The 13,381-nt window shown below is 70.7% G+C and carries 16 protein-coding genes and 1 tRNA gene; 6 read left to right on the forward strand and 11 right to left on the reverse strand.

Annotated features, from left to right (window positions below; translation table 11 throughout):
• Nucleotides 1–19: 19 nt before the first annotated feature.
• The 4 genes from ACFYY7_RS02130 to ACFYY7_RS02145 all read right to left on the reverse strand — a co-directional run bounded on the left by ACFYY7_RS02130 (nucleotide 20) and on the right by ACFYY7_RS02145 (nucleotide 3,181).
• On the reverse strand, nucleotides 20–250 hold the full coding sequence (locus ACFYY7_RS02130) for a zinc ribbon domain-containing protein (protein ID WP_266733278.1): 231 nt from the start codon (nucleotides 248–250) through the stop codon (nucleotides 20–22).
• A 38-nt stretch (nucleotides 251–288) separates the two neighbouring features.
• Entirely contained in the window at nucleotides 289–879 is a 591-nt protein-coding gene (locus ACFYY7_RS02135; protein ID WP_388655835.1) for a DUF4383 domain-containing protein, read from the reverse strand.
• A 98-nt stretch (nucleotides 880–977) separates the two neighbouring features.
• Entirely contained in the window at nucleotides 978–2,345 is a 1,368-nt protein-coding gene (locus ACFYY7_RS02140) for a hypothetical protein (RefSeq protein ID WP_388655837.1), read from the reverse strand.
• 71 nt (nucleotides 2,346–2,416) lie between these two features.
• Nucleotides 2,417–3,181 carry a hypothetical protein gene (locus ACFYY7_RS02145; RefSeq protein WP_388655840.1) on the reverse strand — a complete coding sequence of 255 codons (765 nt, stop codon included), beginning with the start codon at nucleotides 3,179–3,181 and terminating at the stop codon, nucleotides 2,417–2,419.
• Nucleotides 3,182–3,389: 208 nt separating this feature from the next.
• On the opposite strand from ACFYY7_RS02145, the gene ACFYY7_RS02150 reads away from it, so the two are divergent.
• Nucleotides 3,390–3,464, forward strand: a tRNA-Val gene (locus tag ACFYY7_RS02150).
• A 153-nt stretch (nucleotides 3,465–3,617) separates the two neighbouring features.
• On the opposite strand, the gene ACFYY7_RS02155 is transcribed toward ACFYY7_RS02150, so the two are convergent.
• Nucleotides 3,618–3,914: a GYD domain-containing protein gene (locus ACFYY7_RS02155; RefSeq protein ID WP_388655843.1), complete on the reverse strand. Its 297-nt coding sequence runs from the start codon at nucleotides 3,912–3,914 to the stop codon at nucleotides 3,618–3,620.
• A gap of 405 nt (nucleotides 3,915–4,319) precedes the next feature.
• Nucleotides 4,320–5,486 (reverse strand): cytochrome P450, encoded by a 1,167-nt coding sequence (locus ACFYY7_RS02160; protein WP_388655846.1) that lies wholly within the window; start codon nucleotides 5,484–5,486, stop codon nucleotides 4,320–4,322.
• Between the two features lie 328 nt (nucleotides 5,487–5,814).
• Between ACFYY7_RS02160 and ACFYY7_RS02165 the strand changes: the two genes are divergently transcribed.
• Nucleotides 5,815–6,231 carry a hypothetical protein gene (locus ACFYY7_RS02165; RefSeq protein ID WP_388655849.1) on the forward strand — a complete coding sequence of 139 codons (417 nt, stop codon included), beginning with the start codon at nucleotides 5,815–5,817 and terminating at the stop codon, nucleotides 6,229–6,231.
• Between the two features lie 128 nt (nucleotides 6,232–6,359).
• Here the strand turns inward: ACFYY7_RS02165 and ACFYY7_RS02170 are convergent, their stop codons facing one another.
• Nucleotides 6,360–6,434, reverse strand: a complete 75-nt coding sequence (locus ACFYY7_RS02170; protein WP_015034725.1) for a 50S ribosomal protein bL37 — start codon at nucleotides 6,432–6,434, stop codon at nucleotides 6,360–6,362.
• A gap of 41 nt (nucleotides 6,435–6,475) precedes the next feature.
• Nucleotides 6,476–7,390, reverse strand: a complete 915-nt coding sequence (locus tag ACFYY7_RS02175; protein ID WP_388655852.1) for a MerR family transcriptional regulator — start codon at nucleotides 7,388–7,390, stop codon at nucleotides 6,476–6,478.
• 94 nt (nucleotides 7,391–7,484) lie between these two features.
• On the opposite strand from ACFYY7_RS02175, the gene ACFYY7_RS02180 reads away from it, so the two are divergent.
• The 4 genes from ACFYY7_RS02180 (at nucleotide 7,485) to ACFYY7_RS02195 (ending at nucleotide 10,441) form a co-directional block, all read left to right on the forward strand.
• Complete coding sequence (locus tag ACFYY7_RS02180) at nucleotides 7,485–8,108, forward strand: hypothetical protein (protein WP_388655854.1); 624 nt, start codon at nucleotides 7,485–7,487, stop codon at nucleotides 8,106–8,108.
• 190 nt (nucleotides 8,109–8,298) lie between these two features.
• Complete coding sequence (locus tag ACFYY7_RS02185) at nucleotides 8,299–8,733, forward strand: hypothetical protein (RefSeq protein ID WP_388655857.1); 435 nt, start codon at nucleotides 8,299–8,301, stop codon at nucleotides 8,731–8,733.
• A 41-nt stretch (nucleotides 8,734–8,774) separates the two neighbouring features.
• The gene (locus ACFYY7_RS02190) at nucleotides 8,775–10,139 is read left to right on the forward strand and encodes a DUF1254 domain-containing protein (RefSeq protein ID WP_388655860.1); all 1,365 of its coding nucleotides are present in this window, start codon (nucleotides 8,775–8,777) and stop codon (nucleotides 10,137–10,139) included.
• Nucleotides 10,140–10,216: 77 nt separating this feature from the next.
• On the forward strand, nucleotides 10,217–10,441 hold the full coding sequence (locus ACFYY7_RS02195; protein ID WP_124717878.1) for a DUF2277 domain-containing protein: 225 nt from the start codon (nucleotides 10,217–10,219) through the stop codon (nucleotides 10,439–10,441).
• Here the strand turns inward: ACFYY7_RS02195 and ACFYY7_RS02200 are convergent.
• The 3 genes from ACFYY7_RS02200 to ACFYY7_RS02210 form a co-directional block, all read right to left on the reverse strand.
• A complete protein-coding gene (locus ACFYY7_RS02200) occupies nucleotides 10,428–11,099 on the reverse strand; it encodes a DedA family protein (RefSeq protein WP_388655863.1) in 672 nt (223 codons plus the stop codon). The genes ACFYY7_RS02195 and ACFYY7_RS02200 overlap by 14 nt on opposite strands.
• A 313-nt stretch (nucleotides 11,100–11,412) precedes the next feature.
• Nucleotides 11,413–11,868, reverse strand: coding sequence for a DoxX family protein (locus ACFYY7_RS02205; protein ID WP_388655865.1), 456 nt, complete (start codon nucleotides 11,866–11,868; stop codon nucleotides 11,413–11,415).
• An 813-nt stretch (nucleotides 11,869–12,681) separates the two neighbouring features.
• The gene (locus ACFYY7_RS02210; RefSeq protein WP_388655868.1) at nucleotides 12,682–13,326 is read right to left on the reverse strand and encodes an HNH endonuclease family protein; all 645 of its coding nucleotides are present in this window, start codon (nucleotides 13,324–13,326) and stop codon (nucleotides 12,682–12,684) included.
• Nucleotides 13,327–13,381: the final 55 nt, after the last annotated feature.

Below are 13,381 nucleotides of genomic sequence, written 5' to 3' on the forward strand. Positions count from 1 at the left end.
CCGGCGCATCCCGCCGCGCTCAGCCGCAGCAGCCCCCACCGCAGCACCCGCCACCGCCGCCCCCGCCACCGGCCGACGGGGCGGCGGGAGCGGACTTGGCGGACGACCCGCCGACGGCCACGGTGGAGAGCAGCTTCACGGTGTCGGCGTGCCCGGCGGGGCAGGAGGCCGGGTCGGAGGACTGGGCCATCGGGCGGCTGAGTTCGAACGTGTCTCCGCAGGAGCGGCAGCGGAATTCGTAACGAGGCATGGCCCCAGGCTAACCGCGACCGCGGGCTCAGGGGCAGCTCAGGGGGTACGCCGGACGACCGGCATCGGCGGCGTGGTCGCCCTCCCGCTCAGCCGCATCTCCTGCGCGGCCTCCTCGGGGTGGCGCGCCCGCCAGTACGGGTTGTCGTGCGGAAGACCGCCGCTGACCCGCCCGTACATCCCGAAGACCATCAGCATCAGGCCTACCACGAAGCTGAACAGTACGTTCTGGATGCGGAAGGCGAGGAAGTTGTAGTCGGTCTCCAGCAGCGCGAGATTGACGAAGCCGCTGAGGATGAAGGCGATGCCCAGAATCATGTTGAGCGTCGAGGCGAAGTTGCCGCCGATCACCATCCCGATGAACAGGAGCAGGCCGACGCAGATGGACAGGACGCTCAGCGCGCCGTTGGTGTTGAGGCCCGCGACGGTGGCTCCGCCGGTGTTGAAGAAACCGATCTTGTTGATCAGCCCCAGGACACCGAAGGCGAGCAGCACCAGCCCCATCAGCCCCGCTCCGACCCGGTAGACGCGGCTGAGCCGGTGATCGACCGGCAGATGCTTGTCCAGCCGGGTGGCCTTGCGGGAACGAGGGGCCCGTCGCCCCTTGGTGTGCAGCACGTGGGTGGCCATGTCGGTCGTCTCCTTCGGGCGTACTACCAGGATCCGCCCAAGGCGTTGCCACCGCACACCAGAGCCCCGGGGGGCCGCGGCACGCGCGGCGGCACCGCTCAGGCGCCCGCCCCGCGCTCCTCACGGATCTCGGAGACCACCCGCGCGGCCGTCCGCCGCACCGCGTCGGTCTCGGTCAGGAAGTGCCAGTAGTCGGGATGACGTCCGTCGAGCCCTGCGACGGCGCGGTCCAGCCGTGCCACGGCATCGTCCAGCGGCCGGGCATGGCGCGGATCGGGCGTGCTCCGGCCGTCCATGGCCAGGCGCTGTGCGTCGCGGACCGCGAACCGGGTCCGCTGGATCTCCTGCTGCGGATCCTTGGCCACGCCGTCCAGCTGGTGCAGCCGGTCACCGGCCGCGGACACCGCCTCGTCCGTCGCGTTCAGCAAGGCACGGACCGTGCTCAGCCGGGACGTCGCATCGGCCCACCGCTGCTCGTCGCGCGCCTGGGCGGCCTCCTTCAGCTTCTCCTCGGCCTGCCGCACATTGACGGTCGCCTGCTCGGGAACGGGCTGGAGGTCCTGCCAGCACGCCGCCGAGAACCGCCGCCGCAACTCGCTCAGCACCGGCTCCACCGACCCCGCCCGGGTCGTCAACGCCTGGGCGCGCGTACGCAACGACACCAGCCGGTGGTCGATCTCGGCGGCCCGCTCGGGCAGCTTCGCCGCCTCGGCCCGTACCGCTTCGGCATCGCGCAGCACCCGATCGGCACGCTGCAGGGTCTCCGCGACGCCGTGCCGGCCGGCGCCCTGGTTGAGCTTGGTCAGCTCGGGGGCGAGAGCCGCCAGCCGGGCGGCGAGATCATCCGCCCGCAGCCCGGACGCGCGCACCGTGTCGAGAGCGTTGCTCGCACCCAGCAGAGCCTGCCGGGCCCGCTCCACGGCGGGCGCGAGCCGCGCGAGCTGCGTCTCCGCACTGCCCAGCAGCGGACCGAGCCCCTGCGCGAACCGGTCCAGCTCGGCCTTGACCCGTACCAGCTCGTCCTTGGCCGTGGTCAGCTCGGCCCGTGCGCGGGAGGCGACCGAGTGCTCCAGCTCGTCCCGGTCCAGGTCGTGCGCGTCGACTGCCGTGATGTACGCATGGCTGACCTCGTCGATCCGCCGCCCGAGAGAGGCGAAGTCGTCCACGGCCTTGCGCGCGGCGGGCGAGCTGTCCACCGCGGTGATCGTCTCGATGGAGATCCGCAGATCGCGCTGGGCCGTGTCCAGCTCGTAGAAGGCCGAGGCGGCGGCGTCCTTCGCGGCCTGTGCCTCGGCGCGCTGACTCTCCCCGCGCCCGCCGAACCAGCGCCTCGTACCACCACCCGCGAAGGTGGCCGGCAACGCGGCGGCGAGCAGCGGCACCGGCAACAGCATCAGCACGAAGACGTCCCTGACGGCGGAAACCCCACCCGCTCTCGCCCGCGGCTGCGCGTGTGTCGCCGTCACATCCCTCTCCCGTGCCGTTTCGCCCTGCCCGGTACATTCTCCCACCAGGTAAGGACGAACACACGGGCCGGTTAGTTCACGCTTCGGACGGTGACTTCGCCGTTGTCGCTCCGGGCCTTCACCACGTGACCGCTGCCCTTGCCGCGCGGCACGTCCACCGAGGTGCGCCCGTTGTCGGCGGCGGCGTCCACCGCGTACTTCACGGAGCCGCCCGGAAGACCGATGGTGATCGCCCCGTTGTCGCTCACGGTGTCCACGAGATCCGGCACGGCGCTGAACCCCAGCCGGATGCTGCCGTTGTCCGACCGCGCCGACACGGACCCGGCCGAGATCCCCTCGGCGACGATGGCACCGTTGTCGCTGGCCAGCTCGAGCGGCCCGGTGGAGTCCCGGACGGTCACCTCGCCGTTGTCGGCGGTGAGCGTGAGCGGCGTACGGAACCCGGAGGCGACGATCTTCCCGTCGTTCCCCTCCACGACCACCGCCACCCCGCGGGGCACCTTCACCTGATGCTCCGCGGCACAGTCACTGATCAGCGCGTCGCACTTCACCCCGAGCGTGAGGGTGCCGTCCCGCATCTCCCACCGGGGATCGGGCCCGTCCCCGAACATCACCCAACCGTCGACCCGACGGGTCACCTCGACCTTCTGCACATCGGCCGGCACGAGCTCCAGCGAGGAATGCCCGGAACGGATGGTCAGCGTCTTCCCACTCAACGCGAACGACTTGTGCTCGGCAGGCGCGTCGCCGACATCCGTACTGCCACAACCGGAAAGAACAAGAGCCATGAGCACGGCGCCACCGGACGCGATGAGAGTGCGGGTACGGACTGCCACGATGATCTTTCCCCCAGGTCGTACGGCGGACGCTCCGATACTGCGACCCTCACCGTACGTACGCCCCGCCTCCACCAGAATCCGGACGGCCACCGTGCGGGGGTGGGGATAACCCCCGCCCCGCACGCCGAGGGGCTTCCTGTTCGCTGCTGCCGGGAATCGTTTGTGACCACGGGCCGTAGTCCATGTACGCTGTTGCCTCATCCACGGGTGCGTAGCTCAGGGGTAGAGCGCTGCTCTTACAAAGCAGATGTCGGCGGTTCGAAACCGTCCGCGCCCACCAGTGCGAAGGCCCCCGACCGATCATGGTTGGGGGCCTTCGACGTCTGCTTCTGACATCAACGGGTGCGGTCACTCACGGTCGGACGCTGCCGCTTCGGGATCCGGTCCAGGTGACTCACGGCCTCGCGCTGTGTGTCCTGGACGACGGGGGTCGTCAGCCGGCCGCCTTGGCGATGATGCGCTCCATCTCCTCCGGGCCGAAGGCCCGCAGAGTCGTGGAACGGACGTTGCCCACCCCGCCCAGCTGCAGGAGTGCTGCCGTGGCAGTTTCGTCGTCGGGCGCCTCGACGATGGCCACGAGGTCGTACGGACCGACGGTCCAGTAGATGCTCAGGAGCTTCGCCCCGAGCTTCTGTACCGCTGACCCGAAGGCCTCGGAGCGTTTTTCGGTGTCCTTGTAGTTTCGGACCCCTTGATCGGTCCAGCTCAGCAAGGTGACGTACGTCGGCATGTTCTTTCATCCTCACGAGGAGACACATCGTGAGGCCAAGCCTGGACATCTGGGCCAGAACCTGCACGAGATACGCACCCGAACGAGCAATGCGATCTACCACAGGCATCGAGGGGCAGGCCCGCCCCGACCCAGCCGGGCGGTGTCAGCGGGACGAGGGCGCCCAGGCGGACGGGCGGCCCGTCCGTGTGTTCCGTTACGGACGGCGACGAGGGTGTGTTCATCGGGCGGCGTCCCCCCTGGCGTGCTGCGGTCGCGGTCCGCCCGGATCGTGCGCCGGCCGGGGCCGGCGGTTCGCGTTCGTCAAGTCTCGCCGCGGCGGGCGCGCCCGGGTGATCATGCCGGTCATTGGATCCACCACCATCGCCCGCAGGCAACCGTTTTTTGTTCGCGGGCCGGAGGCGACTACCAGGTCACGGGCAGGTGCCGGGGGCTTCGGGTGAGCGCGCTCGTGCGCCATTCGACGGCGTCGACCGGCACGGTCAGCCGCAGACCGGGGAGCCGGGCGGCCAGTCGGTGCAGGGCGAGGCGGAGTTCAGTACGGGCCAGCGAGACACCCAGGCAGTAGTGCTGTCCGCCGCCGAAGGCGAGGGTGGGGTGTTCCAACGGGGCGAACAGGTCGGCGAAGGGGTCACCGGGGAAGGCGGCGGGGTCACGGTTGGCCGCGCCGCGGTCGAGGGTGACGAGGTCCCCGGCCCGGATGGTCACCCCTCCGATCTCCACGTCCGCGGTGGCCCGCAGCGGGTTGAAGTGTTTCGCGGGGTCGTTGAGCGGGATCAGGTGGGTCAGACGCTCGGCCAGTACGCCGGCGGCCGCTTCGTCGGAGCCCAGGCGGGCCCAGTCCTCCGGGCGTTCGTCCAGGAGGTAGAGGAGGGCGTTGCCCAGCATGGTCATGGTGGTGTCGTAGCCGGCCACCACAAGCGTGCTGACGAAGTTGACGAGTTGGGATTCGGGGATGCCGCCTTCGCGGTCGGCGGCCTGTACGAGGGTGCTGATCAGGTCCGGGCCCGGGGTGCTTCGGCGATCGGCCATGAGACGGGTGGCGAATTCGGTGAACTCGCTCGCCGCCTCGGCGGTTTCGTCCTCGGGAACGAAGGGGTCGGGGAAGGCGAGCTCGGTCCAGCGCAGCAGCCGGGTGTCGTCGACGTCGTGGACGCCCAGCAGCTTGTTCATGACCGCGATGGGCAGGGGACGGGTGTAGTGGTCGACGAGGTCTGCGGGCGGGCCGTGTTCGGCGAGCCCGGCGACGAGCCGGTCGGTGACCCCGGCGACCATGGGCGTCACCCGGGCGACCCCGCGAGGGGTGAGGACCCCCTTGACGGTGTGGCGCAGTCGCAGGTGGCCGGCGCCGTCCTGCTTGGTCATGGCGTCGGGGGACTCGGTGAGGGGCGAGGTGGCCGTCGCGGGCAGCAGGGCCCGGATGAACCGGTCGTCGGCCAGCACCTGGCGGACGTCGTCGTAGCGGGTGAAGTGCCAGGCAGGGCTGGAGCCGGGCAGTGTTGTGTGCCGGGGCGGGCCGGGGTCGGCGAACACCAGCCGGTGCAGGGGAACGAACTTCTCGTCGGCGGTCATGGCCCTCCTGACCCCGGGGTACGCGGACGCGGCATCATCCTGACAGCATGCGAACACACGGTGTGTGGATGGCTGCTTCCAGTGTGTCGCCCTTGCCGGCCGGGGCCCGGCATTCCGCCGACCGGGGCGGCCCCGCTCGGCAGCGTGATCAGGGCTTCGAGCCGAACCAACCGGGCGAGCGTCGGCCGGAGGGGTTTCCCTGGCATCTCGCTCTGGACGCGGTCGGTGCCGCCCCCCGCCGCGCTCTGTAGGACCGAACCGCGTGGAGTCGCGAGGACGGGCGAGAAATGATCTTCCGCATCCATGACCACGGGGCCAGGATGGCCACATGGGGGATTCCAGCACGCAGACAGCGTTCCGTGTGACGTTCACCGACTACCAGCAGGACCCGAACGACAGCGACGCCCTCCGGCGAGCGGTCACCGTCCTGGCGGACCGCATCACGTTCGAGGGAGACCAACTGGAGCTCTGGCTCACAGGAACGCTGGTCGGGGATTTCCCGCTGGACGTGATCGAGTCGATCTGTCCACAGGCGGACCCCGGCAGGAGGCGGGCGTCGCCGGACGAACTGCGCTCCCGCTACCCGCAGATGGGCCAGCCATGGGCGCAACAGGACGACGCCAGACTTCTCGCGCTCTACCAACAGGGTGAACGCGATCTCGACACCCTCGGGAAGCAGTTCGGCCGGAAGCCCAGCGCCATTCGGTCACGGCTGGCGAAACTCGGCCTGGAGAGTCTTGCCTGAGCTTCAGGAGCCCGGCGGATGGCATTTCCTCCCGAGGCCGCCCTGCCGGTAGCCGCTCACCCGTCACCGGCGCGTCCGTGGTGCCCTGGGGAGCGTGGGCGCTTCTCGGGGCACCACGGGGGTTCGGTTCAGGCGTTGGGGCGCTTGCCGTGGTTGGCGTTCTTCTTCTTGCGGGCGCGGCGCTTGTTTCCTCGCTTGGCCATGACCTGCCTCCCTCACCTGGGGTTTCCGGGCCTCCGCCAGTTTAGGTTCGGCCCGTCCCGGCCGCATCAGCTGTGTCGGTGAGGGCCTCGATGAGCCAGGTGAAGGCAGGGGCCGGGTCGTTCGGGGGTGGCCAGGAGTTGATCACGGCGAGCAGTTGGAGGTAGCGCCGGCGGCGGGGGTCGTTCGCCGTTCTCAGGAAGGTCAGCAGGTCGTGGCCCGTGGTGGTGTTGGCGTATTCGGCCTTGACCGTCTCGATGATCCGGGCGGCCCGGGGTGATGTCGGGGCGATGCCCGCTCGCAGGGCCGGGGTGACGTGGGTGTGGATCGTCGCGGTGGGGCCGGGGCGGGTGAGGTCGGTCGATACGTGGGTGGCGAGGCGGCGCATGAGGGCGGCGAAGTCGGGGGTCCGGGTCAGTTCGGCCAACTCGATCCAGGCCTCGACCTGTTCGGTGCCGGGGTTCTCGGGCAGCTCCGGGGTCATCGAGCGCATGATTCCGGCGAATGCCGGTGCGGCGTCCGGGCCGCCGAACACGGTGGTGAGGAAGTCGTCGATCAGGTGACGGCGTTCGTCCTCGGAGAGCCTGGTCAGTTCGTGCATGGCTTCCAGCTCCTCGGGTGTGGAACCGCGCCCGGCCGCCGCGGTCAGTACCGCGCGCCGCATCCGCAGCGTACGGATCTGCACCGTCAGCGCCTGGGCGTGCGTCGCGGCGACCTCGGGGAGGGAGAGCTCGCGGTCGGCGACGTTGCGGGTCGTGGAAAGGTCGAGTCCCAGCTCGCGCAGAGTACGGACCAGGCGGAGGCGTGCCACGGCGTCGGGGCCGTAGAGGCGGTAGCCCGCGGGGCTGCGGGCGGCAGGGGACACGATCCCGCGGTCGGAGTAGAAGCGGACGGTCTTCACCGTCAGCCCGGTCCGCCTGGCCAGATCCCCGATCGGGAGGAGTGCGTCGCCGTTCATGTCCGTAACCCTCGGGCCTCCCCCTGCGGGAGAGTCAAGCCCCGGCTCGCCGTAACGTGTCCTGGTCACGTCAGCACCGTCCCAGGGGGGATACATGTCGTACGGCTATCCGCCGCCCCAGCCCGGTCAGCAGCCGCCCTCGTCGCCGTATGCGCATTGGCCGCAGCCCGAGCCCGGGGCGTACGGCTATCCGCAGCCGCCCGAGAAGTCCCGTACCGGGCTGATCGTCACCTTGTCCGTGATCGGCGGGGTGGTCCTTCTGCTGGCGGCCGGCGTGCTGGTCGCCGTGACGAGCGGGGGCGGTACGTCGTCGACGGCCGGGTCGAAGCCGTCGAGGGCGGAGGCCACGGAGAGCGGGTCTCCTGCTGCGAGCGGTGCGCCCGCGCCGGGTGACGCCTCCGATGCGCCCACGGAGCTGCCGGCCCTGGAGGGCACGGATGGCGAGGGCGATGTGCGGATCACCCGGTGCCAGGTGGACTCGCTGACCGAGTGGCCGGATGCGGATGTGGAGATCGTGAACCACGGCGACGTCCAGGCTTCCTACATCGTGTCCGTGGAGTTCGTGGACGGGGACGGTACGCGCAGGGCCTCGGGGCTGGCGACGGCGACCGATCTGGCGGCGGGGCAGAAGTCGGTGCAGAAGGCCCAGGGGCTGGGGAAGGTTCCGGGCAAGATGACGTGCAAGGTCTCGAAGGTGACGCGGCTTCCCTCGGCGTGAGCCGTTTCCCCTGTCGTGAGCGGTTTCGCTCGTCGTGACACGGCTTCGCTCGTCGTGGCGACGGCCGTGGGCAGGTGTTTCTGTCCGGGAAGGAAGGCCACCCGGATGGGTGCGTCCGGGTGGCCGCGCGGGGAGGTGGCGCGCAGGGTCGGTTCTGTCCCGCAGTCCCGATCAGGCCCAAGGAGTTCCGATGGCTCACACAGCGCCCACGCCCGGCACCGCCGGTTCCGCCGGCCAAGGGGACATCAATCCCTGGGCGGCCAGCGGTGTCATTTTCGCCGGTGTCCTGTTGCTCGTCGACGGTGTCCTCGGAGTGATCAAGGGCATCTCCGGTCTCGCCACCGACGATGTCTACGCGCACCTCAGGAACTACACGTTCAAGTTCGATGTGACCTCCTGGGGGTGGATCCACCTCGTCCTCGGCATCGTGCTCGGCGTCGTCGGCTGGGGGGTCCTCAAGGGCGCCGAATGGGCCCGTGCCACGGGTGTGGTGCTGGCCGCCATCAACATCATCATCAACTTCGTCTGGCTGCCGTACCAGCCGATCTGGGCGGTCGTCTCCATCGCCATCGACGTGTTCGTCATCTGGGCCCTGTGCACGGACCGTTCGAAGGCGGTCATCTGAGGGGAGTGCCGAAGGGGTACGGAGGCCGGGAGGAGGCAGCGGTGGAACTCGTCGCTCTTGCCGCCGAGGCGTACGTCTACGGGTATCCGCTGGTCCGGGACCTGTCGGTGGTCGAAGGCGCCATGTACACGGGCTTCGGACCGCTGCCGCCCACCCCCTTCAACCACTTCGCGCACGCGGACCGGCCGGTGCCCGCCGACACACCCTTCGTGTCCGTCGGCGACGACACCGTCCGGTCCGTCGCTCATCTCGACCTCTCCGGCGGGCCGGTCCTGCTCCACGTCCCCGACCCCGACGGCGGGCGCCCGGACGGCGCGTACCGCGTGCTGCAGTTCGTCGACGCGTGGACCGACAACTTCGCGTACGTCGGCCGGCGCGCCACCGCTGTCCGGGCCGGTGACTGGCTCGTCGTTCCCCCCGGCTGGGCGGGCCGTGTGCCCGACGGCGTGCTCGGGGTCATCGACGCGCCCACCTCCGTCGTCACCGTCATCGGCCGCAGCGCCTGCGATGCCGGCGGCGGCCACGGCCCGGACGGCCCGGGCGGGCCGTCCGGTCCGGAGCTGGTCAGCGCCTTCCAGGAACAGCTGACCGTCACGTACGTCGAACCGGGTACCCACCGCACGGGGCTGCCCGCGCCCGACCCCGACGTACCGGAGGCGCTGCGGTTCTTCGAACAGCTCAGGGTGTGGATGGCCGACTTCCCGCCGTCCGCGCCCGACCAGGCGTATCAGGACCGGTTCCAGCCGCTGGGGCTGCTGGAGGAAGGGCCCTCGCCCTACGTCCGTGCCGACGCCGTCCTTGTGCGGGCACTGACCGAGGGGCTGGTGCGGGGCAGGGCACGGGTGGAGGAGGCGAGCCGGGCCGATGCGGAGCGCGGGGGCTGGGTGATGGAGCCGCATCTCTTCGACTACAACCTCGACCACTACGGTGTCGGGACCATCGACTCCCCTCAGTGGCGGATCGCCGACCGGGAGGCGTCCTACCGGACCAGGGCGGTGGCGGCGCGGAGCGCGCTGTGGGGCGTCCACGGTTACGAGGCGGTGTACGCCCACACCCTGTGTGACGCCGGGGGCGAGCGGCTGAACGGGGCCCGCTCCTACGTGCTGCGCTTCGAGGGCCGGCCGCCGGCCGGAGCGGGCTGGTCCCTGGCCGTGTACGACATGGCCGGGTACGGCCCGGCCGGTCAGCGGATCGGCGAGAATCCGGCGGGGCGCGGCCCGGTGTATGCGGAGGACGGTTCGCTGACGGTCCGGGTCCAGCGGGAGCGGCCGGACGATCCGGTCGCGGCGGCGAACTGGCTGCCCGTGCCCGACGGGGACTTCCGGGCCGTGCTCGGGCTCCGGGCGCCGGGGGCCGGGATCCTCGACGGTACGTACGAGTTCCCCGCCGTCGAACGGGTCCGGTGAGGGGAGCCGGGGAGCCGGGGACCGGGGGAGCGAGGGCGATTCGGGTGGTTGTCAGTGGTGCGGTTCACACTTGAGTCATGTGCCGCAGCATCAAGACCCTTCGCCCGCCAGCCATCCCCGAAGAGGCCACCGAGGAAGAGATCCGGGCCGCCGCCCTGCAGTTCGTGCGCAAGGTGTCCGGCTTCCGCGCTCCGGCCGCGCACAACCAGGAGGTGTTCGACCGGGCCGTCGACGAGATCACCGAGGCGACCGTCAGACTGCTGGACGGGCTGGAGGTCCGGGGCGCGGTCAGGACGCCGTAGTGGCCGTGGCGGTCGCCGATGCGGAGGCGGCCGCCTCCGCCGCCGGGCGGCGCATGAGATATGCGGCCAGGGCGCCCGCCATGAACAGGGCGAGGACCGAGACGGCCGTGCCCACCCACGTAGCACCGAGCCACTGGCCGCCGAAGTAGCCGAGGCCCACGCTGTAGACGGCCCATGCCACGCCCGCCAGGGCCGACCAGGGCAGGAATTCCTTGACCTTGCGGTGCGCGGCGCCCGCGCCCAGGGAGACCACCGAGCGTCCGGCCGGGGCGAAGCGGGCGATGATCACGAGGATGCCGCCGCCCCGGGCGAGGGCGGCGCCGAGGCGCTCCTGCGCGGAGGTGAGGCGGCGGGAGCGGGCTATGGCCCGGTCCAGTCGCTCCCCGCCGCGCCAGGCCAGCCGGTACGCGACGAGGTCGCCGAGCACCGAGGCGGCGGCCGCGCAGAGGATCAGGGCGAGGAGCGAGGGAACCTCGGTCACCTGTTCCGCGGAGCCCGCGCCCGCGACGGTCGTCGAACCGGCGGCGGCGGCCGTGGCGGCGGTGATCACCAGGACCCCGCTGGGCAGCAGGGGCAGAAAGACGTCCAGGAGCACCGAAAGGGCGACCACGGCGTAGATCCATGGGCTGCCGGTCAGTGCGCCCACACTCTCAAGCACCTACTACTCCCCGATTCGGAACAACGCCGCGACGTCGCAGGGGAGCGGCAGGAGCGGCAGGGTCAGCTGTAGAGCGTACGCCTGGCGTTCATCCGGTGATCCACAAATACGAGCGATGTTGGGAACCTCACGTACATCCGGAAATGGGAAGCATCGGTTCCGGGTGTCCTGCCGGATGTACGTGAGGAGTGGTCCGCTGTACGTACGTGAGGGCGGTCCGCCGTACGTGCGTGAGACGCGGTCCGCACGGCGCCGGCTGCGGGAGAGCGGTCCGTGGGCGGCGGGTGCGGGTGGGCGTGCGGGAGCGTGTGGATCAGACCGTTACGGGCGGTGCCTGCTCGGGTGCGCGGTCCTTGTCGTGCTCCGTGCCGCCCCGGCCGAACAGCCGGTCCAGGGCCAGTGCGCCGGGGCCGGTGAAGACCAGCAGCAGGAACGCCCAGCAGAAGACGGCCGAGGGCTCGCCGCCGTTCTGCAGCGGGAACAGGGCCTCGGGCTGGTGGACCTTGAAGTAGGCGTACGCCATGGAGCCGGAGCAGACCAGGGCGGCGATGCGGGTGCCGAGTCCGACCGTCACGAGGGCGCCGCCGACGAGTTGGATGACCGCCGCGTACCAGCCGGGCCAGGTGCCGGCGGGTATGGAGCCGCCGTTCATGGCGCCGCCGAGGACGCCGAAGAGTGAGGCGGCGCCGTGGCACGTGAAGAACAGGCCGATGACGATCCGGAAGAGGCCGAGTGCGTAGGGCTGAGCCTGGTTCAAGCGTGTGTGCATGGGGGGAGGGCTCCTTCGGTCTGGGGGGGACGTGAACCGATTGAGTGCCTCAGGTTAGGGAAACCTCACAAATGCTTGCAAGTTCAACATTCTGTCGACTGGCCGAAAGTCGCCCCATGGTTCTCAGTCAGGCTCCGGTTCGTCACCGCATCCAACTGCGGACCTCTCCTTGCTGTCTTGGCCTGAACCAATGGCGGCGCAACTTTCCGGCCACGCGGAGTGAAAGGAGTGGGCCCGCTGCCGAGCCGTGGTCCGCCGGTGGTGTACCACTGGGCCGGTGGCGTCTCCGTCCGGCAGTGCTGTGCGGGCGACCCGCCGGTCCGCCGTCCTGTCCGGCTCCGGCGGGAGCGGAAACCGGCTCCGGGGCGTCCGGCGGCGAGGTGCGCGCGGGCGGGGCAGGTCAGCTGCCGGATGCGGGTCCCGGGGCGCCGCCCGGTGCTTGGGCGGGGGTGCGCGGCACGGCTGCGCAGGTATGGGGTGTATCGCCTGACGGCGAACAAAACGTCGCCGGAGTGTTCGGAGGGGATACGGCTCCGAACACTCCGGCGACGTTCTGTGGACCAGTGGCGGCAGGGGCTGCGGCGACGGCGTGCCCCGGCTCTCTGCGGGCCGGGGTGGCAAGGGGGTTCTCGGGCGGTCGGCGGGCCGGCTCGGTGCCGTGCGCCGGCCACCGCTGCTCGTCGGGATCCCGGGGTGCGCGGGCACCGGCCGGGACCGGCCGTACTCGGCCGAAAACGCGCCGGGGGCAGGAGTGGGGAAGGGGTGCGCCCGCGGGTACGGAGCCGTGCGGTGCGCACGGCTCCGTACCTCCGCTCAGCAGTTGTTCAGGATGGACTGCAGGGCGCTCTTCTCGGCCGAGTCGACGGTCAGGTCGTAGTAGTGCTTCACGTGGACCCAGGCGCGCGCGTACGTGCACTTGTACGCGGTGCGTGAGGGCATCCAGTTGGCCGGGTCCTTGTCGCCCTTGGACTGGTTGACGTTGTCCGTGACCGCGATGAGCTGAGGACGCGTCAGGTCGTTTGCGTACGCCTGGCGTTCGGCGGTCGTCCAGCTGCTGGCGCCCGACCGCCAGGCCTCGGCGAGCGGAACCATGTGGTCGATGTCCAGATCGGCGGCGGCGGTCCAGGTGGCTCCGTCGTACTCCGAGTACCAAGTGCCGCTGACGGCGGCGCAGCTGGAGTTCTGCGTCACGTTCGTGCCGTCGCGCTCCAGGACGACCTCGCGGGTGTTGCAGGCGCCCGACTGGGTGATCCAGTGCGGGAACTTGTCACGGCTGTAGCCGCTCGACGAGCCCTCCGCGGCGACGGTCAGTTCGCTGAGGTAGGTGCGGGCGGTCGAGGCGGAGACCGGGGTGGGCATGGCTGCCTGCGCGGTGGGGGCGGTGAGCAGGCCGGTGGTTGCGGCAAAGGCGGCGGATGCGGCGAGGACGGCGATGCGACGCGCGTAGACACCAGACATGCGAACTCCCTTGATGTGGGGGGACCTTGGACGGGTGACCCATGAAGCCCGGCCA

Origin of the sequence: Streptomyces sp. NPDC001933, assembly GCF_042890955.1 — a bacterium.
Lineage (GTDB): Bacteria > Actinomycetota > Actinomycetes > Streptomycetales > Streptomycetaceae > Streptomyces.

Coding starts and splice junctions, on each gene's coding strand:
- ACFYY7_RS02195 (WP_124717878.1), top strand. CDS start 10,217: ATGTGCCGCAGCATCAAGACCCTTCGCCCGCCAGCCATCCCCGAAGAG.
- ACFYY7_RS02165 (WP_388655849.1), top strand. CDS start 5,815: ATGGGGGATTCCAGCACGCAGACAGCGTTCCGTGTGACGTTCACCGAC.
- ACFYY7_RS02210 (WP_388655868.1), bottom strand. CDS start 13,326: ATGTCTGGTGTCTACGCGCGTCGCATCGCCGTCCTCGCCGCATCCGCC.
- ACFYY7_RS02180 (WP_388655854.1), top strand. CDS start 7,485: ATGTCGTACGGCTATCCGCCGCCCCAGCCCGGTCAGCAGCCGCCCTCG.
- ACFYY7_RS02135 (WP_388655835.1), bottom strand. CDS start 879: ATGGCCACCCACGTGCTGCACACCAAGGGGCGACGGGCCCCTCGTTCC.
- ACFYY7_RS02175 (WP_388655852.1), bottom strand. CDS start 7,390: ATGAACGGCGACGCACTCCTCCCGATCGGGGATCTGGCCAGGCGGACC.
- ACFYY7_RS02185 (WP_388655857.1), top strand. CDS start 8,299: ATGGCTCACACAGCGCCCACGCCCGGCACCGCCGGTTCCGCCGGCCAA.
- ACFYY7_RS02205 (WP_388655865.1), bottom strand. CDS start 11,868: ATGCACACACGCTTGAACCAGGCTCAGCCCTACGCACTCGGCCTCTTC.
- ACFYY7_RS02155 (WP_388655843.1), bottom strand. CDS start 3,914: ATGCCGACGTACGTCACCTTGCTGAGCTGGACCGATCAAGGGGTCCGA.
- ACFYY7_RS02160 (WP_388655846.1), bottom strand. CDS start 5,486: ATGACCGCCGACGAGAAGTTCGTTCCCCTGCACCGGCTGGTGTTCGCC.
- ACFYY7_RS02130 (WP_266733278.1), bottom strand. CDS start 250: ATGCCTCGTTACGAATTCCGCTGCCGCTCCTGCGGAGACACGTTCGAA.